This is a genomic window from Streptomyces sp. SYSU D01066-1, assembly GCF_054956795.1.
Genome location: NZ_JBUDHV010000024.1, coordinates 75099 through 100499, shown reverse-complemented (window position 1 = coordinate 100499; position 25401 = coordinate 75099). Strand labels below are relative to the sequence as shown.

20 protein-coding genes are annotated in these 25401 nt (G+C 71.9%); 5 read left to right on the top strand and 15 right to left on the bottom strand.

Features of this window, described 5'->3' with window-relative positions:
* From pgi to uvrC, 12 genes are all read right to left on the bottom strand, one after another.
* Positions 1-1053 (bottom strand): glucose-6-phosphate isomerase (gene pgi, locus ACY1JF_RS21540; protein WP_462706817.1); only part of this gene is annotated, 1053 nt, incomplete at its 3' end.
* Between the two features lie 76 nt (positions 1054-1129).
* Entirely contained in the window at positions 1130-2377 is a 1248-nt protein-coding gene (locus ACY1JF_RS21535) for an MFS transporter (RefSeq protein ID WP_462706816.1), read from the bottom strand.
* A 135-nt stretch (positions 2378-2512) separates the two neighbouring features.
* Positions 2513-2848: an RNA polymerase-binding protein RbpA gene (locus tag ACY1JF_RS21530; RefSeq protein WP_003957010.1), complete on the bottom strand. Its 336-nt coding sequence runs from the start codon at positions 2846-2848 to the stop codon at positions 2513-2515.
* 235 nt (positions 2849-3083) lie between these two features.
* The gene (gene secG, locus ACY1JF_RS21525) at positions 3084-3320 is read right to left on the bottom strand and encodes a preprotein translocase subunit SecG (RefSeq protein ID WP_437088382.1); all 237 of its coding nucleotides are present in this window, start codon (positions 3318-3320) and stop codon (positions 3084-3086) included.
* A gap of 96 nt (positions 3321-3416) precedes the next feature.
* Positions 3417-4193, bottom strand: a complete 777-nt coding sequence (tpiA, locus tag ACY1JF_RS21520; RefSeq protein ID WP_462706815.1) for a triose-phosphate isomerase — start codon at positions 4191-4193, stop codon at positions 3417-3419.
* 6 nt (positions 4194-4199) lie between these two features.
* On the bottom strand, positions 4200-5411 hold the full coding sequence (locus tag ACY1JF_RS21515) for a phosphoglycerate kinase (RefSeq protein ID WP_462706814.1): 1212 nt from the start codon (positions 5409-5411) through the stop codon (positions 4200-4202).
* 131 nt (positions 5412-5542) lie between these two features.
* Positions 5543-6553: a type I glyceraldehyde-3-phosphate dehydrogenase gene (gap, locus tag ACY1JF_RS21510; protein WP_462706813.1), complete on the bottom strand. Its 1011-nt coding sequence runs from the start codon at positions 6551-6553 to the stop codon at positions 5543-5545.
* A 226-nt stretch (positions 6554-6779) separates the two neighbouring features.
* Positions 6780-9764, bottom strand: coding sequence for a M14 family metallopeptidase (locus tag ACY1JF_RS21505; protein WP_462706812.1), 2985 nt, complete (start codon positions 9762-9764; stop codon positions 6780-6782).
* 569 nt (positions 9765-10333) lie between these two features.
* Positions 10334-11323 (bottom strand): DNA-binding protein WhiA, encoded by a 990-nt coding sequence (whiA, locus tag ACY1JF_RS21500; RefSeq protein ID WP_462706811.1) that lies wholly within the window; start codon positions 11321-11323, stop codon positions 10334-10336.
* Positions 11314-12390, bottom strand: a complete 1077-nt coding sequence (locus ACY1JF_RS21495; RefSeq protein ID WP_462706810.1) for a gluconeogenesis factor YvcK family protein — start codon at positions 12388-12390, stop codon at positions 11314-11316. The genes whiA and ACY1JF_RS21495 overlap by 10 nt, the downstream gene beginning before the upstream one ends.
* A complete protein-coding gene (rapZ, locus tag ACY1JF_RS21490; protein WP_462706809.1) occupies positions 12387-13526 on the bottom strand; it encodes an RNase adapter RapZ in 1140 nt (379 codons plus the stop codon). The genes ACY1JF_RS21495 and rapZ overlap by 4 nt, the downstream gene beginning before the upstream one ends.
* Positions 13523-15646 carry an excinuclease ABC subunit UvrC gene (uvrC, locus tag ACY1JF_RS21485; RefSeq protein ID WP_462706808.1) on the bottom strand — a complete coding sequence of 708 codons (2124 nt, stop codon included), beginning with the start codon at positions 15644-15646 and terminating at the stop codon, positions 13523-13525. The genes rapZ and uvrC overlap by 4 nt, the downstream gene beginning before the upstream one ends.
* A gap of 313 nt (positions 15647-15959) precedes the next feature.
* On the opposite strand from uvrC, the gene ACY1JF_RS21480 reads away from it, so the two are divergent.
* Positions 15960-16886, top strand: a complete 927-nt coding sequence (locus ACY1JF_RS21480; protein ID WP_462706807.1) for a hypothetical protein — start codon at positions 15960-15962, stop codon at positions 16884-16886.
* Between the two features lie 32 nt (positions 16887-16918).
* On the opposite strand, the gene ACY1JF_RS21475 is transcribed toward ACY1JF_RS21480, so the two are convergent.
* Both ACY1JF_RS21475 and ACY1JF_RS21470 read right to left on the bottom strand, forming a co-directional pair.
* A complete protein-coding gene (locus tag ACY1JF_RS21475; protein ID WP_462706820.1) occupies positions 16919-17218 on the bottom strand; it encodes a hypothetical protein in 300 nt (99 codons plus the stop codon).
* Positions 17219-17476: 258 nt separating this feature from the next.
* Positions 17477-17902 carry a Rieske (2Fe-2S) protein gene (locus ACY1JF_RS21470; RefSeq protein ID WP_462706806.1) on the bottom strand — a complete coding sequence of 142 codons (426 nt, stop codon included), beginning with the start codon at positions 17900-17902 and terminating at the stop codon, positions 17477-17479.
* Between the two features lie 311 nt (positions 17903-18213).
* Between ACY1JF_RS21470 and ACY1JF_RS21465 the strand changes: the two genes are divergently transcribed.
* Entirely contained in the window at positions 18214-19332 is a 1119-nt protein-coding gene (locus tag ACY1JF_RS21465) for a LacI family DNA-binding transcriptional regulator (protein WP_462706805.1), read from the top strand.
* Positions 19329-20237, top strand: a complete 909-nt coding sequence (locus tag ACY1JF_RS21460) for a carbohydrate kinase family protein (RefSeq protein ID WP_462706804.1) — start codon at positions 19329-19331, stop codon at positions 20235-20237. The genes ACY1JF_RS21465 and ACY1JF_RS21460 overlap by 4 nt, the downstream gene beginning before the upstream one ends.
* Positions 20238-20564: 327 nt before the next feature.
* Here ACY1JF_RS21460 and uvrA read toward each other — a convergent pair whose 3' ends face one another.
* Positions 20565-23549 carry an excinuclease ABC subunit UvrA gene (gene uvrA, locus ACY1JF_RS21455; protein WP_462706803.1) on the bottom strand — a complete coding sequence of 995 codons (2985 nt, stop codon included), beginning with the start codon at positions 23547-23549 and terminating at the stop codon, positions 20565-20567.
* A 223-nt stretch (positions 23550-23772) separates the two neighbouring features.
* Between uvrA and ACY1JF_RS21450 the strand changes: the two genes are divergently transcribed.
* Entirely contained in the window at positions 23773-24498 is a 726-nt protein-coding gene (locus ACY1JF_RS21450) for a maleylpyruvate isomerase family mycothiol-dependent enzyme (protein WP_462706802.1), read from the top strand.
* A gap of 124 nt (positions 24499-24622) precedes the next feature.
* Positions 24623-25279 (top strand): MBL fold metallo-hydrolase, encoded by a 657-nt coding sequence (locus ACY1JF_RS21445; RefSeq protein ID WP_462706801.1) that lies wholly within the window; start codon positions 24623-24625, stop codon positions 25277-25279.
* Positions 25280-25401: the final 122 nt, after the last annotated feature.

Here is a 25401-nt window from a genome sequence, read left to right as displayed (position 1 = left end):
GGCGGTGAACTTCGACAGGTAGTGGGAGTAGGGCAGCACCGCGTGCGACTGGGCGTCCATGAAGTTGCCGTACCAGATGCCCAGCAGGCCCAGCAGCAGCGGGGCGTTGGCCTGCGCCGGGGCGGTGCGGAAGTGCTCGTCGACGATGCGGAAGCCGTCGAGCAGCTCCCGGAAGCGGTCCGGGCCGATCGCGATCATCAGGGACAGGCCGATCGCGGAGTCGAAGGAGTAGCGTCCGCCGACCCAGTCCCAGAACTCGAACATGTTGGCCGTGTCGATGCCGAAGTCGGCGACCTTCCCGGCGTTGGTCGACAGGGCGACGAAGTGCTTGGCGACGGCCGACTCGTCCGCGCCGAGGGCGTCCAGCAGCCAGGCGCGGGCGGAGGTGGCGTTGGTGATCGTCTCGATCGTGGTGAACGTCTTGGAGGCGATGACGAACAGCGTCTGGGCCGGGTCCAGGTCGCGGACCGCCTCGTGCAGGTCCGCGCCGTCCACGTTGGAGACGAAGCGCACGGTCAGGTCGCGGTCGGTGAAGGCGCGCAGCGCCTCACAGGCCATCGCCGGGCCCAGGTCGGAGCCGCCGATGCCGATGTTGACCACGGTGCGGATGCGCTTGCCGGTGTGGCCCGTCCACTGGCCGGAGCGCACCCGCTCGGCGAAGCCGGCCATCTTGTCCAGCACGGCGTGCACGCCGGGCACGACGTTCTCCCCGTCGACCAGGATCGTCGCGTCCGCGGGGGCGCGCAGGGCGGTGTGCAGCACCGCGCGGTCCTCGGTGACGTTGATCCTCTCGCCGCGGAACATGGCGTCCCGCAGGCCGAAGACGTCGGTGGCTGCGGCCAGCTCCCGCAGCAGCCGCAGCGTCTCGTCGGTGACCAGATTCTTGGAGTAGTCGACGTACAGATCACCCACCCGGAGGGTGTACCCGGTGCCGCGTCCGGGGTCTGTGGCGAACAGCTCCCGCAGGTGCGTGTCGCCCAGCTCCTCGCGGTGCTTGGCCAGTGCGGTCCATTCGGGTGTCTGGTTGAGCCTGGTACGGCTGTCTGCGTTCATTTCGGACTTCCGCCTTCTTTCCTGCCAGTCCCTGCTGCGTATCCCTGCCGCGACTTGCCCCGCTGCCGGTCCCAACCTAATTGATCAGGGGTTGACCTGACCTGTCGTCGACGTGGAGCCCGGGTATCAGCGCGGCGACGGACAGGACGAAGCAGGCGGCGGCGAGCAGCGCCGGGGTGTTCTCGCCCCAGGCGGCGGCGACGGCCCCGCCCAGCAGCGCGCCCAGCGGTGCCCCGGCCACGCCCAGGGTCCGGAAGGCCGCGCCGACCCGGCCCAGCATCCCGGCGGGACTGCGCCGCTGCATCAGCGTCTGCGAACTGATGTTCCACACCATGCCCATGAACCCGAACACGGCCAGCGCCACCGCCAGCACGGGCAGGCTGCGCACCGAGCCCATCACGACGAGCGCCCCGGTCTGGACGGTCCCGGCGAGGAGCATCCCGCGCGCATACCCCGTACGGGTGACCAGTCGGCGATGGGCCGCTCCCCCGGCCAGCGAGCCGACGGTGTACGCGGTGATCACCGCCGCGTACCCGGTCGTACCCGCGTCGAGCCGGCCGGTGACCAGCAGGACGAGGGTCGCGATGAGGGCGCCCATGCCGACGTTGCACAGGGCGGTGGCGGCGCACAGTCCGCGCAACAGCCGGTCCCGGGCGAGGGCGCGCAGCCCCTCGGCCATCTCCCGGCGCAGGGTGCTGCCGGCCGCTGCGGCCTCCCGCGGCCGGGGCGTGGCCGTCCGCAGCGAGGCCACCAGCCCGGCCGCGGCCAGGAAGGTGGCGGCGTCGACGGCGAAGGGCGCGGCGACTCCCACCGTGAGCAGCAGCGCGACGACCGGGCCGCCCAGCAGTCCGCCGGCGATGCGCTGCCCGGTCAGCAGACGGGCGTTGGCACCGCCCAGCTCGTCGGGGCCCACCAGGGCGGGCAGCAGGGCCGTGGCCGCGTTGTCGAAGAGGGTCTGAAGGGTGGTCAGGGCGAGGGCCAGGGCGATGAGCAGCGCGATGGAGGCGTGGCCGAGTCCCACGGCCACCGCGAAGCCCGCGACCGCCAGTGCGCGTACCGCGTCGACGGCCCACATGGCGCGCCGCTGGTCCACCCGGTCGGCGACCGCGCCGCCGAGCAACCCGAAGATCAGCCAGGGCAGATAGCCGCAGGCGGTGACCGAGGCGATGAGCAGGGGCTCGTCGGTCAGCGACACGGCCAGCAGGGGCAGCGCGGCCGTGCGCAGCGCGTCGCCGAAGGAGGAGAGCACCGCGGCGCTCCACAGCCGCCCGAACCCCCCGCGCCACGCGGGCGCGCACTCGCCCGCCGCCTCGACCGCCGTCATGCCCGTCCCCCCACGATCCGTCCGATGCGCAAACCGTAGACGGCACCACTGACAACGGACCGCGAGCGGCGTCCGGGCCGAGACGCGGAACAAACCCGGCCGGGCACCTCGTGGGTACCCGGCCGGTGTCGACTCCTAGATCTCGCCCCGCAGTTTGGCGAGCGCCTCGGCGAGGATCGCCTCGCCGTCGGCGTCGCTGCGGCGTTCGCGCACGTACGCCAGGTGGGTCTTGTAGGGCTCGGTGCGCGGTGGGTCCGGCGGGTTGTCCCGGTCCTGTCCGGCGGGGAAGCCGCAGCGGGGGCAGTCCCACGTGTCGGGCACCTGCGCGTCGCTGGCGAAGCTCGGCTGTGTCTCGTGCCCGTTGGAGCACCAGAAGGAGATGCGCAGACGCGGCGCGGACTCGCCGCGCTCGGCCTCGCCCATCGGCCCCGCTCCGACCCGGCTTCCCCGGATCGCGTTGCCACTTGCCACGGTCGTAACTCCCTGCGTGATGGTGCCGCAAAGCGAGTCGGCGTTTCGCTTCGCTGCGAGCGCCTCAGTCTACGTAAGGCCCAACGCGCGTCCAGTGAGGGGAGTTACCGGCCCCGCACCAAGACGCGAGCCCATCAAGACGCAAGCCCCATGATAGGCCGCGCTCAGGAACGCGTACCGGACATGGGGCCGTTGCGTGAGGAACCGCGAAGTGTGTACCGCGGACGCGTCCGGGTCAGTTGTTCGCCTTCATCAGGAGGGCGAGGACGATGATGCACGCGAACCAGAGCAGACCGACCACCACGGTGATCCGGTCGAGGTTGCGCTCGGCGACCGAGGAGCCGCCGACGGACGACTGCATGCCGCCACCGAACATGTCGGAGAGGCCGCCGCCCTTCCCCTTGTGCATCAGCACCAGCAGCATCAGCAGCAGGCTGAAGACGATCAGGGCGATCGAGAACCCCAAAACCACGGCTGGACCAACTTCCTCGGATTCGGATGGACGACAGGGGCACAGCCACCGGGCTGTGCCCCCGCAAGGGTACGACGGATCCCGCCTACCAGGTACTCACTGGTCGCGGAAGCGGACGATCTTGACGAACTCGTCGGCGTCCAGCGAGGCCCCGCCGACCAGGGCGCCGTCGATGTCGGCCTGCGCCATGATCTCGGCGACGTTGCCCGACTTGACCGAGCCGCCGTACTGGATGCGGACCCGGTCGGCCAGCTCCTGCGAGTACAGCTCGGCCAGCTTGCCGCGGATCGCCGCGCAGACCTCCTGCGCGTCCTCGGCGCCGCAGACCTTGCCGGTGCCGATGGCCCACACGGGCTCGTAGGCGATCACGATGGACTCGGCCTGCTCGGCCGGGAGGTCCTTGAGACCGCCCTCGACCTGGGCGAGGGTGTGGGCGACGTGGTTGCCCGCCTCGCGGACCTCCAGTTCCTCGCCGACGCACAGGATCGGGGTCAGGCCGTGCTTGTAGGCGGCCTTGGCCTTGGCGTTCACCTGCTCGTCGGTCTCGGCGTGGTACTGCCGCCGCTCGCTGTGGCCGATCGCGACGTACGTGCACTTCAGCTTGGCGAGCATCGGGCCGGAGATCTCGCCGGTGTAGGCACCGCCGTCGTGCGCCGAGATGTCCTGGGCGCCGTACTTGATCCTGAGCTTGTCCCCGTCGACCAGGGTCTGCACCGAGCGCAGGTCGGTGAAGGGCGGCAGGACGGCGACCTCGACGGCCTCGTAGTCCTTGTCCGCGAGGGCGAAGGCGAGCTTCTGGACGTGGGCGATGGCCTCCAGGTGGTTGAGGTTCATCTTCCAGTTGCCCGCCATCAGCGGCGTGCGAGTGGTCATGCGGGGTCAGTCCTCCAGTGCGGCGAGGCCGGGGAGCGTCTTGCCCTCGAGGTATTCGAGGGAGGCGCCGCCACCGGTCGAGATGTGTCCAAATGCCTTTTCGTCGAAGCCGAGCGTGCGGACGGCCGCGGCGGAGTCGCCGCCGCCGACCACGGAGAAGCCCGGGGCGTCGACGAGGGCCTGGGCGACCGCCTTGGTGCCCTCGGCGTAGTCGGGGTGCTCGAAGACGCCCATGGGGCCGTTCCAGAAGACGGTGGCCGCGTCGGCGAGCTTCGAGGCGTACAGCTTGCGGGTCTCGGGACCGATGTCCAGGCCCTCCTGGTCGGCGGGGATGGCGTCCGCGGCGACGGTGGTGGGGCTGGCCGGGGCCTTGGTCTTCAGGTCCGGGAACTCGGTCGACACCAGCACGTCGACGGGGAGCACCAGCTCCACGCCGTTCTTCTCGGCGCGCTCGATGTACTCCTGGACGGCCGGGACCTGGTCCTCCTGGAGGAGGGAGATGCCGACCTCGTACCCCTTGGCCTTGAGGAAGGTGTACGCCATGCCGCCGCCGATGAGCAGCCGGTCGGCCTTGCCGAGCAGCTGGTCGATGACGGCGAGCTTGTCGGAAACCTTGGCGCCGCCGAGCGCGACGACGTAGGGGCGCCGCACGTCGTCGGTGAGCTTCTTCAGGACGCCGACCTCGGTGGCGATGAGGTACCCGGCGTAGTGCGGGAGCTTCTTCGGCAGGTCGAAGACGGAGGCGTGCTTGCGGTGCACGGCGCCGAAGCCGTCACCGACGTACACGTCCGCGAGGCCGGCGAGCCGGTCGGCGAAGGCGGCGCGCTCGGCGTCGTCCTTGCTGGTCTCGCCGGCGTTGAAGCGCAGGTTCTCGATGACCGCGACCTGCCCGTCGGCGAGGCCGGAGACGACCGATTCGGCGGCGGTGCCGACGGTGTCCTCGGCGAAGGCCACGTCGGCGCCGAGCAGCTCACCGAGGCGGGCGGCGGCGGGGGCGAGGGAGAAGGCGGGGTCCGGGGCGCCCTTGGGGCGGCCCAGGTGCGAGGCGACGACCACGCGCGCGCCCGCCTCGGCCAGGGCCTTGACGGTGGGCAGCACGGCGCGGATGCGGCCGTCGTCGGTGATGGTGGTGCCGTCCAGCGGCACGTTCAGGTCGGCGCGGACGAAGACGCGCTTGCCCGCGACGCCTTCGGAGAGCAGTTCGTCGATCGTCTTCATGCGGCAACTCCTGGGGCTGGTGATCGCTCGTGATCCTACGAGGGCGGGTCGTACCGGACGCGCGTCAGGGCCCGGACGGCGCGCACACCGTCCGAGCCCTGCCGGCGCGTCGAGAATGCCTGCTCAGTGGGTCAGAGCTGGTTGCCGACGAAGACCGTCAGGTCGACGAGGCGGTTGGAGTAGCCCCACTCGTTGTCGTACCAGCCGAGGATCTTCACCGTGCTGCCCTCCTGGACCATGGTCAGGGAGGCGTCGAAGGTGCAGGACGACGGGTCGCTGACGATGTCCGAGGAGACGATCTCGTCCTCGGTGTAGGTCAGGTAGCCCTTGAGGTCGCCGTCGTCGGCGGCCTTCTTGAACGCGGCGTTGACCTCGTCCCTGGTGACCTCGCGCTGGAGGGTGACGACCAGGTCGGTGGCCGAGCCGGTCGGGACCGGGACGCGCATGGCGATGCCGTCCAGCTTGCCCTTGAGCTGCGGCAGGACCAGGGCGGTGGCCTTGGCGGCACCGGTGGTGGTCGGGATGATGTTCTCGGCGGCGGCACGGGCGCGGCGCAGGTCCTTGTGCGGGAAGTCCAGGATGCGCTGGTCGTTCGTGTACGCGTGCACCGTCGTCATCAGGCCCTTGACGATGCCGAAGTTCTCGTCCAGGACCTTGGCCATCGGCGCCACGCAGTTGGTGGTGCAGGAGGCGTTGGAGATGACGTGGTGGTTCGCCGGGTCGTACTTGTCCTGGTTGACGCCCATCACGATGGTGATGTCCTCGTCCTTGGCCGGAGCCGAGATGAGGACCTTCTTGGCGCCGCCGGCGATGTGCTTCTCGGCGTCGGCCTTCTTGGTGAAGATGCCGGTCGACTCGATGACGATGTCGACGCCCAGCTCGCCCCACGGGATGTCGGCGGGGTTGCGCTCGGCGAGCACCTTGATCGTTTTGCCGTCGACGGTGATGGTGTCCGCCGTGTGCGACACCTCGGCCTTGAGGCGGCCCAGGATGGTGTCGTACTTCAGCAGGTGAGCGGTGGTCGCGGTGTCACCCAGGTCGTTGACAGCCACGATCTCGATGTCCGCACCCTGCTCCAGCAGCGCGCGGAAGTAGTTACGACCGATGCGGCCAAAGCCGTTGATGCCTACGCGGATCGTCACGAACCGATCTCCTCGTTGGTACGTCGGCGGCTCGACGCCGACGAGCTGTATGGGATGTCCCCGACCGCCTCCGACCCTACCTCTCCAAGGGCTCCGGGGTGACATCGAGAGGGCCGTCCACGGCATGGCGTTCCGCATCCGTCGGCACGGGTGCGGAACGCCATGTGAGCGGGGGACCGATCACCTGATTTCAAGACAAGGCGTCAGTCCGTCATCGACCGGTTCGTCACTCCTCCAGGGCCCCCAGTGCCGCGCCGAGCAGCGCCGTCCGGTCAGCCGCCGAGGTCAGGTGCTCCAGGCCGAAGCCCAGCAGCACGGTGTCGTCCGTGGTGACGGCGCCGTAGGTCTGGAACAGCGTTCCGGCACGCGTCCAGTCCCGCGGCGCGACCGGGCTGCCCTCGGGCGGTCCGGGTACCCGCCAGGCGCCGAGCGACGTCTCGAAGCCCTCGGTCCCGGCCGCCGTGCCGTCCACGACGAGGGACGTCTCGTCGGCCAGGACGCCTCGGCCTCCGGTGCCGGGGTCGGTGACGTAGCTGATCGACACCTCGACGTCCTTCCCGGCGTACGCGCTCAGGTCGAAGGAGACCTGGCGCCAGCCGCCGGAGGAGCCGGTGAGGGCGTTCCAGGACCCGGTGGTGCCGGTCGCGGCGCAGCCGTCGTCGGTGAGGGTCAGGTAGTGCTCCAGCCAGGGGTGCTCGGCCAGGTAGTAGCCGGCCGAGCAGTCCGCCGGCACCGCGGTGCCGGTGGCGCCGCCCGCCTCGGCCAGCGTCGTCCAGTCGTCGCCGCCCGCCGTGCGGGCCTCGACCAGCACGTTGTCGTAGCCCTCCTCGGTGTCCCACAGCAGCTGTGCGCGCAGCGTGGGCGCCTGGGCGGCGGTGGTGGCGGTGAGGTCGACGGTGCGGGTGAGCCGCTTGTAGGCGTCGTCGGTGTGGACGGCGGCGGCCATCCAGTCGCCCGCGTAGGGCCCGTACGGGTTGACCGTCCCGGCGAACCGTCCCGCGCCCTCGCTCGCGAACTGCGGGTACGTCTCAGCCGGCAGCTGGTCCGAGGTCACGCTGTAGGTGCCGGCCCGGTCCAGCGGGTTGCCGGGCGCGGCGCCGAGCGGGCCGCCGGTGCCGTCGAGCGCGCCGGAGCCGGTGAAGGCGTCGGCCCCGGAGGTGGCGGTGCGGGTGTAGGCGCCCAGGTAGTACTGGCTGAAGTCGTCCGACAGGTTGCCGCCGCCGAGGTCGACGCTGCCGCCGGCCTCTTCGCCCGCCTCGATCAGCTTGCCGCCCTCGTTGAGGAAGGCGCGCAGCTGGAGCTGGGTGGCGTTGCCGGGGGTGGCGGCGCCGGTGTGGTGGACGACGGTGCCGAAGTGGGAGAGGACGCCGAGCGCGTCGGGCACGCCCCGCGCCGCGACGTCCCACACGGCGGCCCGGTGGCCGTTGGCCTCCAGCGCGTCCACGTAGGTCCGCGCCAGGGTGGTCCGGGCGCCCTCCTCGGCGACGACCAGGACGTCGGCGCGGGGCCGTTCGGCGATCGTGTAGGTGAAGGGCTCGCTGGTGACCCGCTTGCCCTGCTTGTTCTCGCCGGTGAACCAGACCTCGACCTCGTCGCCGGGTGCGCCGTCCTTCACCTCGGCGCGGTACTCGTCGAAGTAGAGGTCGTCCTCGCCGCCGTAGGTCTCGCCGCCCTTCCAGGGCCGCAGCGCGGTGCCGTGGGCGCGTCCGCCGTTGACGCGGTACCTCAGCTCCTTGTCCCGCACCGACTTGCGGGCGACGACCGCGACCTCCTGGCCGGCGCCGCGGGAGTAGGAGGTGGTGAACGCCTTCGGGGTGAAGTCGGCGGCCTCCAGGCCGACCGCCGAGGACGGCCGGTCCGGGTGGGAGGCGGTCTCGGCGACGGAGAGCGCGAAGGGGACGTTCTTCTCGAACTCCTGCTGGATCAGCGTCTCGTCGTCCGGGAAGTTGAAGACCGACTGGCAGTCGCCCGCGTTCCACTCGTCGTCGGGGTCGACCTCCGAGGCGGTCTGGCAGGTCGACATCTCGGGGGTGAACATCGCCATGCCGTTGACGTTGGCGGCGTGTCCGTCCGCCTCGCCGTTGGTGGTGTACAGCTCCGAGGAGACCTGGGGCCGGTAGCCGGGGATCGCGGAGTTGCCGGGCGTGCCGGCGAGGGCCCGGTAGAGGACGTCGTCGGGGCTGTCGGTGGCGACCTGCCAGCCGACGCCGTAGAGGAGGAGTTCGGCGGCGGAGTGGTAGTTGATGCCGTACGTGAAGCCGATCCGCTTCTCGAAGGCGTCCAGCGCCTGGGTCTCGGGCTCGGAGTTCGGTCCGGCGCCGCGGTAGGTCTGGCTGGTGGGGTTGGGGGACGAGCCCTCGTCGTCGTAACCCCACTTGTAGGCGAAGTTGCGGTTGAGGTCGACGCCGTCACCGGTGCTGATGGCGCCGTCGCCGTTGACGTCGCGCAGGTTCTTGCGCCACAGGCGGTTGTCGGCGGACTCGAAGGTGTGGTCGTAGCCGTCGGGGTTGGCCGAGAGCAGGAACCACAGTTCGGTGGAGTCGACGATCTTCTTGACGCGCCGGTCGGTCCGGTAGCTGTCCAGGTAGTGGTGCATCAGCCGCCGGGTCATCTCCGGGGTGATCCACTCGCGGGCGTGCTGGTTGGACACGTACAGGACCGACGGCTTGGAGCCGTCCTTCGACTTCTTCGCGCCCTTGGTGAGCTTCAGCGCGAGGATGTCCTGGCCCCTCACGGTCTTGCCGATGGAGACGACCTTGGTCAGGCCGGGGTTCTCCTGGGCGGTGCGGAGGATCTCCTCCTTCAGCCCCCCGCTGCCGCCGTACGGGCGGAAGACCCCGTCGGCGGCGGCCTCGACGCGCTGCTCGGCGCCGGCGGAGAGGGTGTGTTCGGTGAGGTCGACGCCCTGTTCGTCCAGCTTCTCGGCCTGCTGGTCGGTGAGGTAGAGCTCGACGGAGGCCGTGCCCTTGCCGGGTACCCGCTCGCCGAGTTCATGGGCGTCCTGGCCGGCGGCCAGCAGGAGCGGCACCTGTCGCTGGGTCACCTCGGCACGGAAGACCTTCACTTCCTGCGGGTCCGGGGCCGGGGCCGCCTTTGCCTGCTGCGCCTGGGCGACGGGTGCGAAGCCGGCCGCGCCGGCCAGGAGCGCGCCGACGGCGAGGATCGATCTCGCTCTGTGCCGTGCGGGTCGTCCGGGTAGTCCCTGTCTCATGAACCCCCCTAGCGGTGGTTCGCCACAGCGGCGAACAGGTTGCCAGGCTCATGACACTCCTTGATCGAGTCAAGAGCACCGTCACGACACGCGGCCGTCGGCGCCGACCACCCGAGTGGCGGTCGGCCCCGGCCGGGTGGGTCTTCCCCTGCCGGGGCGGGGCGTCTTTCCCGGCCGGGGTGGAGCGTCTCCCCCCTGCCGGGCCGGGGCAACTCTCCCGACCGGGCCAGGGCGTCTTCCCCGGCCCGGCCGGGGCGTCTTCCCCGGCCCGGCCGGGGCGTCTTCCCCGGCCCGGCCGGGGCGTCTTCCCAGTCGGCACGGGGCCTCTTCCCGGCCAGGCTGAGGCGCCTCCCCCGGCCGGGCGATCACGGCGGAGGAGGCGTCCGCTCAGGCCGTGCGGTCCCGGCGGTCCCGGCGGTCCCGGTGCTTCGGCCGAAGGCGTGTACTGCTGGGGCGGCGGCACGGCTGCCGACGGGCCCCCGGTGACAGGGACCCGCGCCGCCGCCGGTGGTCGACGGCCGGATCCTCGCGGCGTCCCCCTCGCGCCGGCCCGTTGACGCGCCGCCCGGTCAGCCCGCGAGGTTGTCCGCGAGGTCCTCGGAGAGGTTGGCCTCCGTACCCGGGATCCCGAGGTCGGCGGCCCGCTTGTCGGCCATGGCCAGCAGCCGGCGGATACGGCCCGCGACCGCGTCCTTGGTCAGCGGCGGGTCGGCGAGCGCCCCCAGCTCCTCCAGGGACGCCTGCTTGTGCTCCATCCGCAGCCGGCCGGCCGCGGCGAGGTGCTCGGGAACGTCCTCGGCGAGGATCTCCAGCGCACGCTGCACCCGGGCCCCGGCGGCGACCGCCGCGCGGGCGGAGCGGCGCAGGTTGGCGTCGTCGAAGTTGGCCAGCCGGTTGGCGGTGGCCCGGACCTCGCGGCGCATCCGCCGCTCCTCCCAGGCCAGCACCGAGTCGTGGGCGCCGAGCCGGGTGAGCAGCGCACCGATCGCGTCGCCGTCGCGGACGACGACCCGGTCCACGCCGCGCACCTCGCGGGCCTTGGCGGCGATCGACAGGCGGCGGGCGGCACCGACCAGGGCGAGCGCGGCCTCGGGGCCGGGGCAGGTCACCTCCAGGGAGGAGGAACGGCCGGGCTCGGTGAGCGAGCCGTGCGCCAGGAACGCCCCGCGCCAGGCGGCCTCCGCGTCGCAGGTGGCCCCCGAGACCACCTGCGGGGGCAGGCCCCGGATGGGGCGGCCCCGGCCGTCGACCAGCCCGGTCTGCCGGGCCAGCTGGTCACCGCCCGCGACGACCCGGACGACGTAGCGCGAGCCGCGGCGCAGTCCGCCCGGGGCCATCACGATCAGTTCCGAACTGTGGCCGAAGATCTCCAGGATGTCCCGCTTGAGCCGCCGGGCCGCCGCCGAGGTGTCCAGCTCCGCCTCGATCACGATGCGCCCGCTCACCAGGTGAAGGCCGCCGGCGAACCGCAGGACAGCGGAGACCTCCGCCTTCCTGCAGCAGGTCCGGGTGACGGGAAGCCGCGCAATCTCGTCCTTCACCGCTGCCGTCATCGCCATGGGCCGATCCTTCCATGCATCCGAAAAATACGGTCGTACGCGGCGGCCAGCAGCTCCGGGTCGTGCCTCGGGGTCCCGTCGGCCCGGGCGACCGGAGCCAGCTCGACCGCGGCGCCGAACCGTTTCGCGGCTTCGGTGAGCGAGTCACGGTCGGGCACGGCGGCCTCGTCGGCCAGCACCACGTCCAGGGCGAGTTTAGGGGCGTGTCGTCCCAAAACCTCCAAATGACGCTGCGGGGAGAAGCCCTCGGTTTCTCCGGGCTGCGGGGCGAGGTTCAGCGAGAGCACCCGGCGGGCCTTGGTCTCGGTGAGCGCGTCCAGCAGGTCGGGCACCAGCAGGTGCGGGATGACCGAGGAGAACCAGGACCCGGGGCCGAGCACCACCCAGTCGGCGTCGAGGACCGCGTCGACCGCCTCGGGGACGGCGGGCGGGTCGGCCGGCACCAGGTGCACCGACTGCACCTCGCCGGGCGTGAGCGCCACGGTGGCCTGTCCCCGGACGGTGTCCACGTCCTCGGGACGGTCCGGGTCGTGGCCCTTGACCAGGGCCTGGAGCTCCAGCGGCACGGCGGACATGGGCAGCACCCGTCCGTGCGCGCCGAGCAGCTTGCCGACCAGGTCCAGGGCCATGACGTGGTCGCCGAGCTGTTCCCACAGGGCGACGATCAGCAGGTTGCCGACCGCGTGCTCGTGCAGGTCGCCCTTGGACTGGAAGCGGTGCTGGATGACCCGGGCCCAGGTCTGGCCCCAGTCGTCGTCGCCGCACAGCGCGGCCAGCGCCTTGCGCAGGTCGCCGGGCGGCAGCACCCCCAGCTCGTCGCGGAGCCGGCCGCTGGAGCCGCCGTCGTCGGCGACCGTGACGACGGCGGTGAGGGCGCCGGTGATCCGGCGCAGCGCGGCGAGCGAGGCGGACAGGCCCATGCCGCCGCCGAGGGCGACGACCTTGGGCTGGGCGCCTCGGCGGCGCGGCTTGCCGCCCCGGGCCTCGGCGGGGCGGCTGCCGCGTCCCTCGGGCACCGCCCGGCCCAGTCTGCCCAGCCTGCTCAGCCGCGGAGTACGTCCTGTCATTCCCGTCCCATGTCCCGGTGCACGACCACCGTCTCCACACCCTCGGCCACGAGCCGGGCGGCGAGCTTCTCCGACATGGCGACGGAACGGTGCTTGCCGCCGGTGCAGCCGACGGCGATGGTCACATAGCGCTTGCCCTCACGACGGTAGCCCGCGGCGACCAGCTGGAGGAGTTCGGCGTACCGGTCCAGGAACTCCTTGGCTCCCGGCTGGTTGAGCACGTACGACGACACCTCCTCGTTCAGGCCGGTGAAGGGGCGCAGTTCCGGGACCCAGTGGGGGTTGGGCAGGAACCGCATGTCCACCACCAGGTCGGCGTCGACCGGCAGGCCGTACTTGAAGCCGAAGGACATGACGGTGGCCCGCAGCTCGGGCTCCTCCTCGCCGGCGAACTGGGCGTCCATCTTGGCGCGCAGCTCGTGCACGTTGAGGCTGGAGGTGTCGATCACCAGGTCGGCGTCGCCACGCAGCTCGCGCAGCAGCTCGCGCTCGGCGACGATGCCGTCGACGATGCGCCCGTCGCCCTGGAGGGGGTGCGGGCGGCGCACCGACTCGAAGCGGCGCACCAGGGCGTCGTCGGAGGACTCCAGGAAGACGATGCGCCGGGTGACGCCCCGGGCGTCGAGGTCGGCCAGCGATTCGCGCAGGTTGTCGAAGAACCGGCGTCCGCGTACGTCGACGACGACCGCGATCCGGGCCACGTTGCCCTGGGAGCGGGCGCCCAGCTCGACCATGGTGGGGATCAGCGCGGGCGGCAGGTTGTCGACGACGAACCAGCCGAGGTCCTCCAGACACTTGGCGGCCGTCGACCGGCCGGCCCCGGACATACCGGAGATGATCACCAGCTCGGGGATGGCTGCTTCGGGGACTCCGGCCGGCTCGCTGCCCGTACTCACCTGTGCTCCGTCTTCCTGGCGTGCGTATGGCTCGTGGTGCTCGTGGTGCTCGTCGTGCTTGTGCTGCTCGCCGCGCTCGTCGTGCTCATGGCGCTTTTCTCGCTCGTGGTGCTCGTCCCGCTCGTGGCGCTCTTCCTGTGCGAGGTGTTCGAGTTCTTGGGGGTGATCATCACTCGTCTTCTTGTGTGCGGCCTGGCTCTCCGCTGGGTTTTCCGCCTGACGTGCTTCCCGCTCGGTCATCTCTCTTGCGCCCGTCGCTCGTCCGCGGGGCCCGCGATCACGGGCTCCCCCGGGGTGTCCGCCGTCGTCTCGGACGCCCCGGCCGTCTCGTCCGCGTCATCCATGATCTCTCCGGTCGCCGTGTTGACGGCGGGTGCCGCCGGGGCCGCGGCGGCGAGTGCCGCCGCGACGGTCTCGGCCGTCTTGCGGCCTACACCGGGTACTTCACAGATCTGGTCGACGGTCGCCGACCGTAGCTTCCTCAGCGAACCGAAGTGCTTGACCAGTGCCTGTTTACGGGTCTCACCCAGACCCGGCACGTCGTCCAGGGGACTGGCACGGAAACGCTTGGCGCGCTTGGTGCGCTGGTAGGTGATCGCGAAGCGGTGGGCCTCGTCGCGGACCCGCTGGAGCAGGTACAGGCCCTCACTGGTGCGGGGCAGGACCACCGGGTCGTCCTCGCCGGGCACCCAGACCTCCTCCAGCCGCTTGGCGAGACCGCACACCGCGATGTCGTCGATGCCCAGCTCGTCCAGGGCCCGCTGGGCCGCGGCGACCTGGGGCTGCCCGCCGTCGACGACGACGAGCTGCGGCGGGTAGGCGAAGCGCTTGGGGCGGCCCTCGTCGTCCTGCGGGTGCTGACCGGTGCGGACCGCCTCCCCGTCCGGGAGGGTCTCGTCGTCGGCCGGCTCCTCGACCCACTCGCCGGTCTTCTCCTTCGCCGCGAGGTAGCGCCGGAAACGGCGGGTGATCACCTCGTGCATGGAGCGGACGTCGTCCTGTCCCTGGCCGTGCCACAGCTGCGTGTCTCCGGCGCGGCCCTTGATCTGGAAGCGGCGGTACTCGCTCTTGCGGGCGAGGCCGTCCTCGAAGACGACCATAGAGGCCACCACGTCGTCACCCTGGAGGTGCGAGATGTCGTAGCACTCGATGCGCAAGGGGGCGCTGTCCAGGCCGAGCGCCTCGGCGATCTCCTCCAGGGCGCGCGAGCGTGTGGTCAGGTCGGAGGCGCGCTTGGTCTTGTGCAGGACCAGCGACTGCTGGGCGTTGCGCCGTACCGTCTCCATCAGGGCCTTCTTGTCGCCGCGCTGCGGGACGCGCAGTGACACGCCCGAGCCGCGGCGGTCGGTGAGCCACTGCTGGACGGGCTCCACCGGGTCGGGCAGGGCCGGGACCAGGACCTCCTTGGGGACGGCGTCGCCCTTCTCCTCGCCGTAGAGCTGCTGGAGGGCGTGCTCGACGAGGGCGCCGGTGGTGATCTCCTCGACCTTGTCGGTCACCCAGCCGCGCTGGCCGCGCACGCGTCCGCCGCGCACGTGGAAGATCTGGACGGCCGCCTCCAGCTCGTCCTCGGCGACGGCGATCAGGTCGGCGTCGGTCGCGTCGGCGAGCACGACCGCGCTCTTCTCCATGGCCTTCTTCAGGGCTCCGATGTCGTCGCGCAGGCGGGCCGCCCGCTCGTACTCCATGTCCTCGGCGGCGTCGGCCATCTGCCGCTCCAGGCGCCGCAGGTAGGCGCCCGTGCGCCCGGCCATGAAGTCGCAGAACTCCTCGGCCAGCTCCCGGTGGTCCTCGGCGGAGATCCGCTCCACACAGGGCGCCGAGCACTTGCCGATGTAGCCGAGCAGGCAGGGGCGGCCGGTGCGGGCGGCGTTCTTGAAGACACCGGCCGAGCAGGTGCGGACCGGGAAGACGCGCAGCAGGAGGTCGACCGTGTCGCGGATCGCCCAGGCGTGCCCGTACGGGCCGAAGTAGCGCACGCCCTTCTTCTTGTGGCCGCGCATCACCTGGACGCGCGGGAACTCCTCGTTCATCGTCACCGCGAGGTAGGGGTAGCTCTTGTCGTCGCGGTACTTGACGTTGAACCGGGGGTCGTACTCCTTGATCCAGGAGTACTCCAGCTGGAGCGCCTCGACCTCCGTGGACACCACCGTCCACTCCACGGACGCGGCCGTGGTGACCATGGAGCGGGTGCGGGGGTGCAGGTTCGCCAGGTCCTGGAAGTAGTTGGCCAGGCGCTGGCGCAGGCTTTTCGCCTTTCCGACGTAGATCACCCTGCGGTGCTCGTCACGGAACCTGTACACCCCGGGCGAGTCCGGGATCTGCCCCGGACTGGGGCGGTAGCTGGAGGGGTCGGCCATGACTCACACCCTACTGGCGGGGGCCGACAGACCGGCGGGCCTGTGGATAACGTGCCGGACCGCGCCCGCCGGCCGCGCCGGGCCCCGCCGGCCCCCCGTGGGGGGTGGTGCCGTGGTCCCCGTGGCGGACCGGGGCCACCTGCCGGAAGTGTTGTCGGGACTCGGCCGACACGCTTCAATGCGGGGGAACTCGGGGGCCCTGGCACGCGGCACAGGAGGGTGGGGCCCCGCGCCGCGCCGGGGGCGGTCCCGGCAGATACCGCGCCCGGGTGGCCCGAGCGGCCGGGGCGCACCGTCACAGAGAGGCTTCTGCATGCCGCACGCCATCCAGCACGCGGACGCCGCCGCCGCGGAGCTCGACTCCGCCCTGCGCGGCGGCCCCTTCCACCTCGCGCTGCGGACCGCGATCGCCGCCCGGGGGCTACCGCTGCAGCGGGTGCAGCACCATCTGTCGCGGCACGGGGTGAAGGTCGGCGTCACCAGCCTGAGCTACTGGCAGCAGGGCGCGCGGCGGCCCCGGCGCCCGGAGTCGCTGCGGGCCGTGCGGGCGCTGGAGGAGATCCTGCGGTTGCCCGCGGAGTCGTTGCTCAGGCTTCTCACCGAGAGCGACGGGCACCCGCCGGCGCGGCGGGCCGGAGCACGGGGCTCCGCTGTCCTCGGCCGGCTGCTGGCCGAGCTGGACCAGCCGGCGGACGACGGGCTGGACACCCTCGGGCACCACGAGCGGGTGCGGATCGGGCCCCGCCGCGAACTGGCGGGACGCGAGGAGGACCACATAGTCCGCGCCCTGCGGGACGGCGTCGACCGCTTCGTCGCCGTTCACCAGGGTGATCCGGGATGCGTGCCGGAGCGGATGACCGTCCACGCGCTGGAGAACTGCCGCGCGGGACGCGTCCGCAGGCACCACGACACGGGGGTGTTGGTGGCCGAACTGCTCTTCGACACCAGGCTGCGGGCCGGCGACACCTGCCTCTTCCGGTACGCCGTCGAGGACGGCACTGCGGAGCCGTCCCACGAGTACGCACGGTTGTTCGACATCGCGGGCGGTCAGTACGCGCTCCAGGTGCGGTTCGACGCGGCCGCCCTCCCGGCCCGCTGCCACCGCTTCACCCGGCCGTCCTCGACGGGCCCGCGCGGCGGACGGCGCGACCTCGCCCTCGGCGGCCGGCACCACTCGGTGCACCTGGTGGAACCCCGGGTACGGCCCGGGGTGGTGGGTATCGGGTGGGACTGGACGTGAGCGGCCCGCGGCGACTCCCGTCGGCTCCTCCGTCACCGGTCCGTCCGCCGAGGAGTTCGCGCACGATGTCGGTGTGCCCGTGTGGCGCGACGTCCCCTCCATGGATGGGGCATGATCCCGCGCAGGTCCACGTGACGGCCGTCACGGACCGGACGCCGCGCCCCCGTGTTCAGGTCCCACCCGGCCCACAGGTCACGGTAGCGGGCACTCTGCTCCTCGTACCCGGCGAGCCGCCGGGACAGCGGGACGTCGACCGCCGTACGCCTCGGGGCCGGGGTCGTCGGCGGTCGCCTCCACGAGCCGCCTGAGGACTCTTCTCCCAGGAACACCACATGGACCCAGGAGTGCTCGGCCCACCGCGGGTGGCCGACCAGCCCGCACAGGGTCGTCGGCGGCGATCCCGGCACCGGGCCCGGCGGGCGTCCTGCGCGGACACGTCCGCGTACTCGGCCCGCGCCGTGTCACGGGCACGGGCCGGGAAGGTCGCCGGCCGTGTGCGCTCGTCCCGGGCGGGAGGCGTATCGGTTCGTCGGGGCATCGCGCGGAACTCGCCGTGGCACGCCAGGCGTGTCGAGCGGTTGAAGGACGCCTCAGACGCCGGGTCCCGCCACGATCCGGCCGTCACGGGCCTGGACCGGCAGTTCCTCCAGGGGAACGGTGGCCGGAGCGTGCAGCACCTCGCCGGTGCGGGGATCGAACGCGCTGCCGTGGCAGGGACAGACGAGCCGCTCCTCCTCCAGTCGGTCGATGGCGCACCCCGCGTGCGTGCAGACCGTGCTGTACGCGGTGAGGGAACCGTCCTCGGACCGGCCGACCACCACGTTGTGGTCCCGGTACAGCTTGACGCTCCCCCGGACCACCTCGTCCTCGGCGCCGAGGTCGACGGGTGCGGTCGGGGCCGCCGCGACGCCGCTCTCGCCGCCCGGGCCGCAGGCGGTCGCGCCCAGCCCGGTGACGGACACGGCGGCCGCCGAGCACAGGACGGTACGACGGCTCGGGGCGGGGCGGCCGGACATGGGTGTGTCTCCCCTGCTCGGGTCTGGAACGGGCATGTTGACGATACCGAGCGTGCCGACGCGCGCTGAGGTCGGGGCGGGGCGGGCCAGGGCGGGTGCGCTGAGGTGGAGTGGGTGCGCTGAGGTGGGGTGGGTGCGCTGAGGTGGGGTGGGCCGGTGGTGTGACGGGCTTGAGCGGTGCGCGTGGACGGTGACGTAAGCGCTGGCGTAAACGCTTGCGCAATCGTTTACGTCCGCCACCGGATGGGATACGGTCCGTCCGGTCCCCGCGGAGCACGAGACGGCCGGGAGGCCGGGGAAGGAGCGGGCCGATGGCGACGATGGCCGACGTGGCGCGGAGCGCCGGTGTCTCCGTCGCCACCGTCTCGCACGTCCTGAACGGCACCCGGCCGGTACTGCCCCACACCCGTCAGGCGGTCCTGGACGCGATCGAGGAGCTGGGGTACGCCCCGAACGCCCTGGCGCGGTCGTTGGTCACCGCACGCACCCGTTCCATCGGGCTCGCGGTCTCCGCGATCAGCAATCCCTACTTCACCGAGATCCTCCAAGGGGTCGAGGCCGCCACCGTGCGGCAGGGCTACGGCCTGCTCATCGCCGACCCGCGCGACGACCCCGGGCACGAGCTCGAGGTCGTCCGGCTCCTGCACGAGCGCCGCGTGGACGGCGTGATCGTCGCCCCCTCGGCCGACCCGGGCGCCCTCGTCGCCTACCTCGGCAGGCACCGGGTGCCGACCGTGTTCCTCGACCGGGTCGTCGACGTCCCGGCGGGCGCCTCGCCGCGCTTCGACCAGGTCTGCGCCGGCGGCGCGGAACCGACGGACCGGCTGGTCCGCCACCTCGCCGAGCTCGGCCACCGGCGGATCGCCCTGGTGGCCGGCCGGCCCGGTTTCAGCACCACGCGCGAGCGGATCGCCGGGTACCGCGACGGCCTCCGGGCAGCCGGCCTGCCCTACGACGAACAGCTGCTGGCGCACGGCGACTCGGAGTCGGACGGTGCCGAACGGGCCACAGAGGGCCTGCTCGCCCTGCCCGCACCACCCTCCGCGATGATCACCGCCAACAACGCGATGACCATCGGCGCGCTGCGCGCCCTGCGCACCCGTGGCCTGTCCGTGCCCGGTGACATCGCGCTGTGCTGTTTCGACGACTTCGCCTGGGCGGACCTGTTCACGCCCCGGCTCACCGCCGTCGCCCAACCCGGCAGGGAGCTGGGCACGCATGCCGTCCGGTTGCTCCTGGACCGCCTGTCGCACCCGGATCTGCCCGCCAGGACCGTACGGCTGACCTGCTCCTTCATGCACCGCGCCTCATGCGGCTGCCCCGACCCCTCCCGGGCGCCGGCTCCCTCCGAGGGACCCGCCGCCACACAACCACCTGCCCCGCCCGAGGCACCCGACCCATTCGAGGCTACGGAAAGGACCGCACCGTGATCGTCGTCGCCGGTGAGGCACTGATCGACCTGGTACCGCAGACCACGGGCGCGCTGGCCGCCCTCACACCGGCGCTGGGCGGCGGCCCGTACAACACCGCCGTGGCCCTCGGCCGCCTGGGCTCCCCCGTCGCGTTCTGTTCCCGGGTGTCGCACGACGCCTTCGGCGAGGCGCTGCTGGACCGGCTCCGGCGGACCGGGGTGGACGTCTCCCCGGTGCAGCGCGGGACCGAACCGACGACACTCGCCGTCGCCACGGTCGGCGCGGGCGGGTCAGCCGCGTACTCCTTCTACGTGGAGGGCACGGCGGACCGGCTGTTCCGTACGCCCGCCGCGCTGCCGTCCGGTACCCGGGCGGTCTCCTTCGGCACCTGTTCGCTGGTGCTGGAGCCGGGCGCGAGCGCCTACGAGGAGCTGATGCGGGAGTCCGCCGCGCGGGGCCTGTTCACGGCCCTGGACCCGAACATCCGGGCGGGGCTGATCGCCGACCCGGACGGGTACCGGGCCCGGTTCAAGAGCTGGCTGCCCTCGGTGTCGCTGCTGAAACTGTCCGCGGAGGACGCCGAGTGGCTGGGCGGCACGCCCCAGGAGTGGCTGGCGGCGGGCCCGGCGGCGGTCGTGGTCACCCTGGGCGGTGACGGACTGACCGCCTTCACCCGCGACGGGAGCGTGTACGCGGTGCCGGGTGAGCAGGTCGACGTCGTCGACACCATCGGCGCGGGCGATACGGTGAACGCCGCGCTGCTGCACGGGCTCGCGGCCCGCGACGCGCTCACCCCCGATGCGCTGGCCTCCCTGGGAGCCGACGGCTGGACGGACCTCCTCGGCTTCGCGGCCCGCGCCGCGGCGGTCACCTGCTCGCGCGCGGGCGCGGAGCCGCCGTACGCACATGAAGTGGCGGCCTGACACCGCGGTTCAGCCGGCTTCCCGTGTTGTCCGCGGGGCGCCTGGCCGGCGGCCGACGAGGTAGTGCGGGGCGGCGGCCGTCGAGTCGCCGGCAGGCAGGTGGGCGACGATCAACAGGCCGGACCGCACGTCGGTGAGGCCGTCAGGACGTGGTGACGCGCTGTGCGCACGCCATGGCGGGGAGGGACGGCGACGCGGTCGGATCACGTCATCGCGCGCGGACATGGCGACGCGCCGGGTTCACGTCATCGCGTGTGCCCGGCGCGTCGCCGTGCTGCTGCCGTTCCCGGTCCGCCGGGGCGGTCAGGGCTTTGCGGTCCCGGTCGCCTATTTGGCGGGGGCCTTCCTGGCGGGGGCCTTGGCCGCCGCCGTCGTCTTCTTGGCGGCCGTCTTCTTCGCCGCCGTCTTCTTCGGCGCGGCCTTCTTCGCCGTTCCTCGTGCGGTGTCCACGGGGTCCGCGTCGCTGATCCGGTCGGCGCCGAGGATGTCCCGCAGGAACTTGCCGGTGTGGCTGGCCGGTACGCTCGCGACCTGCTCCGGGGTGCCCTCGGCGACCACCAGGCCGCCGCCCGCGCCGCCCTCGGGTCCCATGTCGACGACCCAGTCGGCGGTCTTGATCACATCGAGGTTGTGCTCGATGACGATGACCGTGTTGCCCTTGTCGACCAGACCGGACAGGACGGTCAGCAGCTTGCTGATGTCCTCGAAGTGCAGACCGGTGGTCGGCTCGTCCAGGACGTAGACCGTACGGCCGGTGGAGCGGCGCTGCAGTTCGCTGGCGAGCTTGACGCGCTGTGCCTCACCGCCGGAGAGCGTCGTCGCGGACTGGCCGAGGCGGACGTAGCCGAGGCCGACGTCCTTGAGCGTCTTCATGTGCCGGGAGATCGCGGGGACGGCCTCGAAGAAGTCGGTGGCCTCCTCGATCGGCATGTTCAGCACGTCGGCGATGGACTTGCCCTTGTAGTGGACCTCCAGGGTTTCCCGGTTGTACCGGGCACCGTGGCAGACCTCGCACGGGACGTAGACGTCCGGGAGGAAGTTCATCTCGATCTTGATCGTGCCGTCGCCCGCGCAGTTCTCGCAGCGACCGCCCTTGACGTTGAAGGAGAAGCGGCCCGGCAGATAGCCGCGCACCTTCGCCTCGGTCGTCTCGGCGAACAGCTTGCGGATGTGGTCGAAGACACCGGTGTACGTCGCCGGGTTCGACCGCGGGGTGCGGCCGATGGGTGACTGGTCGACGTGGACGACCTTGTCGACGAGGTCGTCGCCGTCCACGCGCGTGTGCCGCCCGGGTACGTTGCGGGCACCGTTCAGCTCGCGCGCGAGGTGGGTGTACAGGATGTCGTTGACCAGCGTCGACTTGCCGGAACCGGAGACACCGGTGACCGCCGTGAAGACGCCGAGCGGGAACGACACGTCGATGTCCCGCAGGTTGTTCTCCCGGGCGCCGCGCACGGTGAGCTGCCGGGACCGGTCACGGGGACGGCGTACGTCGGGCAGCGGGATGGTCTTCTTGCCGGACAGGTACAGGCCGGTCTGCGACTCCGCGTTGTCGAGCAGTTCCTTCACGGAGCCGCTGTGCACCACGTGGCCGCCGTGCTCGCCGGCGCCCGGGCCGATGTCGACGATCCAGTCGGCGACCTTGATGGTGTCCTCGTCGTGCTCGACGACGATGAGCGTGTTGCCCATGTCGCGCAGCCGCACCAGGGTCTCGATCAGCCGGTGGTTGTCCCGCTGGTGCAGGCCGATGGACGGTTCGTCGAGGACGTAGAGGACGCCGACGAGGCCGGAGCCGATCTGGGTGGCCAGGCGGATGCGCTGGGCCTCACCGCCGGAGAGGGTGCCCGCCGCGCGGTTCAGCGACAGGTAGTCCAGGCCCACGTCGACCAGGAAGCGCAGCCGCTCGTTGACCTCCTTGAGCACGCGCTCGGCGATCTTCTTGTCGCGGGCGGTGAGCTCCAGTTCGCCCAGGAAGTCCGCGCAGTCGCTGATGGACATCGCGGAGACCTCGGCGATGGACTTGCCCATGACCGTGACGGCGAGGATCAGCGGCTTCAGGCGGGTGCCCTCACAGGTGGGGCAGGGCACCTCGCGCATATAGCCCTCGAAGCGCTCGCGGCTGGCGTCGCTCTCGGCCTCGCTGTGCCGGCGCTTGACGAAGGAGACGGCGCCCTCGAAGGCCGTGGTGTACCGGCGCTCGCGGCCGTACCGGTTGCGGTAGCGGACCTCGACCTGCGTCTTGTGGCCGTACAGCAGGGCCTTCTTGGCGCGCTGCGGGAGACCGGCGAAGGGGATGTCGGTCCGGAAGCCCAGGGCGTCGGCGAGGGCGCCGACCAGCCGTGCGAAGTAGTCCTTGGTGTGTCCGTGCGACCACGGGTGGATGGCGCCCTCGTCCAGGGACTTGTCGGGGTCCGGGACGATCAGCTCCGGGTCGACCTCCATGCGCGTGCCGATGCCGGAGCAGTCGGGGCAGGCGCCGAAGGGCGAGTTGAAGGAGAAGGAGCGGGGCTCCAGCTCCTCGAAGGACAGGTCGTCGTACGGGCAGTACAGGTGCTCCGAGAACATGCGCTCGCGCTCGGGGTCGTCCTCGGGGAGGTCGACGAAGTCGAGCACGACCATGCCGCCGGACAGGCCGAGCGCGGTCTCGACCGAGTCGGTGAGGCGGCGCTTGGCGGAGTCCTTGACGGTGAGGCGGTCGATGACCACCTCGATGGTGTGCTTCTCCTGCTTCTTCAGCGTGGGCGGGGTGGCGAGCTGGATCGTCTCGCCGTCCACGCGCGCGCGGGAGTAGCCCTTGGTCTGCAGGTCGGCGAAGAGGTCGACGAACTCGCCCTTGCGCTCCCGCACCAGCGGCGACAGCACCTGGAAACGGCTTCCCTCCGGCAGCTCCAGCACGCGGTCGACGATGGCCTGCGGGGACTGGCGGGAGATCGGCCGGCCGCACTCGGGGCAGTGCGGCTTGCCGATGCGCGCGAAGAGCAGGCGCAGGTAGTCGTAGACCTCGGTGATGGTGCCGACCGTGGAGCGCGGGTTGCGCGAGGTCGACTTCTGGTCGATGGAGACCGCCGGGGAGAGTCCTTCGATGAAGTCGACGTCCGGCTTGTCCATCTGGCCGAGGAACTGCCGGGCGTAGGAGGAGAGCGACTCCACGTAGCGCCGCTGGCCCTCGGCGAAGATCGTGTCGAAGGCCAGGGAGGACTTGCCCGACCCGGACAGGCCCGTGAAGACGATGAGCGAGTCACGCGGCAGGTCGAGCGAGACGTTCTTCAGGTTGTGCTCGCGCGCGCCACGGACGATGAGACGGTCGGCCACGCCGGTCCGCACCTTTCTTGAGAGAAGTGACAGGGGCGGGGCCCCCGTCTTCCTCAGACTAGGGGGAGCCACTGACAACGCCGGTCGGATTCACGGGTTGTCAACAAACCCCGGCTCTCCAGCATGCCCGACGCCACGCCCGACCATATAGCACGCGCATTCGATTTACGGGCGCAGTCCGCCTCCTTCACCCGAAGGGGTGGCGCGTCCTAGGGTCAGTGGCATGACGGATCACGCGCATGACCTGGCGTCTGTACGGGACGCTACCGAACGGCTGCTCAGCGCGGTCGGTGAACTGGACAACGCGAAGGTGACCGAGCAGTCACGACTTCCCGGCTGGACCCGGGGGCACGTCCTGGCCCACCTCGCCCGCAACGCGGACGCGCTCGTGAACGTCCTCGAAGGCCGGCCCATGTACCTCTCCGACGAGGCCCGGAACGCCGACATCGAGCGGGACGCTCCGCGCCCCCTCGACGCGCAGATCTCTGACGTGCGTGAGAGCGCGGACCGCTTCCAGCGGGCGGCGGCCGTACCGGCGGACTGGTCGCGCTCCGTGGCACTGCGCAACGGGATCACCGACGTCGCTTCCCGGCTGCCGTTCCGGCGGTGGGTCGAGGTCGAACTGCACCATGCCGACCTCGGGATCGGGTACGAGCTGGAGGATCTGCCGGCGGAGTTCACCGAGCGGGAGATCGGCTTCCTCGCCGAGCGGTTCGCGGCGCACCGGGACGTGCCGCCGACGCGGCTCACGGACGGCACGCGCGCGTGGCGCACAGGACGGGAGGAGGCGAGGACGCACGCGGAGGCGCGGGCCGGGAGGGAGGCGGAGGCCGCTGAGGTCACCGTCGCGGGCAGCCCGGCCGACCTGCTCGGCTGGCTCGCGGGCCGCCGCGACGGCTCCGGCCTCACGGTGACGGGCGGTGCGCTGCCGGCCCTTCCCCCGCTGTAGCCGCGTCCCCGGCCGGGCCCGGCCGCCGTCGGAGGGCCGCGGCGTGCCGCTGTCCGCCGTAAGCCGCTCGCCGGGTCCTGCGGCGTCGGTCCGGGCCGCCTGCCCCTGGATTAGGCTGGCGGCCATGACCTACAGCGGAGAGGTGAGGGTCGGCGGCCCCGCCGACGTGCACGAGCTCAAGGACCTGATGATCACCAAGATCGCGGTCGGCCCGATGGACAACAACGCCTACCTGCTGCGCTGTCGGGCCACCGACGAGCAGTTGCTGATCGACGCCGCCAACGACGCCGAGACGCTGCTCGGCACGATCGGTGCCGACGGCATCGCGTCCGTCGTCACCACCCACCAGCACGCCGACCACTGGCAGGCGCTGGCCGAGGTGGTCGCCGCCACCGGCGCCCGCACCTACGCCGGCCGGCACGACGCCGAGGGCATCCCCGTCCCCACCCACGTCCCGGTGGACGACGGTGACACCATCCGGGTGGGGCGCGTACGGCTCACCGCGCGCCACCTCGCCGGACACACGCCGGGCTCGATCGCCCTCGTCTACGACGACCCGCACGGGCACCCTCACGTGTTCACCGGTGACTGCCTCTTCCCGGGCGGCGTGGGCAACACCTGGAAGGACCCGGAGGCGTTCGCCAGCCTGATCCACGACGTGGAGACGAAGATCTTCGATCCGCTGCCGGACGAGACCTGGGTCTATCCCGGACACGGCAACGACACCACACTGGGCGCGGAACGCCCGCACCTGCCGGAGTGGCACGCGCGGGGATGGTAGATCTCCTGGGAAGCCTCCGGGGCCGACCGCTTCGGTGAGCCGGAGCGGTCCGTCCGGGTGGAGGGCGCAGAGGCAGCCCGTCCGGGTGGAGGGCGCAGAGGCAGCCCGTCCGGGTGGAGGGC

Excerpts from the sequence above, each read along its gene's own strand:
- ACY1JF_RS21535 (WP_462706816.1), bottom strand. The coding sequence starts at position 2,377 with ATGACGGCGGTCGAGGCGGCGGGCGAGTGCGCGCCCGCGTGGCGCGGG.
- tpiA (WP_462706815.1), bottom strand. The coding sequence starts at position 4,193 with ATGACCACTCGCACGCCGCTGATGGCGGGCAACTGGAAGATGAACCTC.
- ACY1JF_RS21515 (WP_462706814.1), bottom strand. The coding sequence starts at position 5,411 with ATGAAGACGATCGACGAACTGCTCTCCGAAGGCGTCGCGGGCAAGCGC.
- ACY1JF_RS21505 (WP_462706812.1), bottom strand. The coding sequence starts at position 9,764 with ATGAGACAGGGACTACCCGGACGACCCGCACGGCACAGAGCGAGATCG.
- whiA (WP_462706811.1), bottom strand. The coding sequence starts at position 11,323 with ATGGCGATGACGGCAGCGGTGAAGGACGAGATTGCGCGGCTTCCCGTC.
- ACY1JF_RS21495 (WP_462706810.1), bottom strand. The coding sequence starts at position 12,390 with ATGACAGGACGTACTCCGCGGCTGAGCAGGCTGGGCAGACTGGGCCGG.
- rapZ (WP_462706809.1), bottom strand. The coding sequence starts at position 13,526 with ATGACCGAGCGGGAAGCACGTCAGGCGGAAAACCCAGCGGAGAGCCAG.
- uvrC (WP_462706808.1), bottom strand. The coding sequence starts at position 15,646 with ATGGCCGACCCCTCCAGCTACCGCCCCAGTCCGGGGCAGATCCCGGAC.
- ACY1JF_RS21480 (WP_462706807.1), top strand. The coding sequence starts at position 15,960 with ATGCCGCACGCCATCCAGCACGCGGACGCCGCCGCCGCGGAGCTCGAC.
- ACY1JF_RS21470 (WP_462706806.1), bottom strand. The coding sequence starts at position 17,902 with ATGTCCGGCCGCCCCGCCCCGAGCCGTCGTACCGTCCTGTGCTCGGCG.
- ACY1JF_RS21465 (WP_462706805.1), top strand. The coding sequence starts at position 18,214 with ATGGCGACGATGGCCGACGTGGCGCGGAGCGCCGGTGTCTCCGTCGCC.
- ACY1JF_RS21450 (WP_462706802.1), top strand. The coding sequence starts at position 23,773 with ATGACGGATCACGCGCATGACCTGGCGTCTGTACGGGACGCTACCGAA.
- ACY1JF_RS21445 (WP_462706801.1), top strand. The coding sequence starts at position 24,623 with ATGACCTACAGCGGAGAGGTGAGGGTCGGCGGCCCCGCCGACGTGCAC.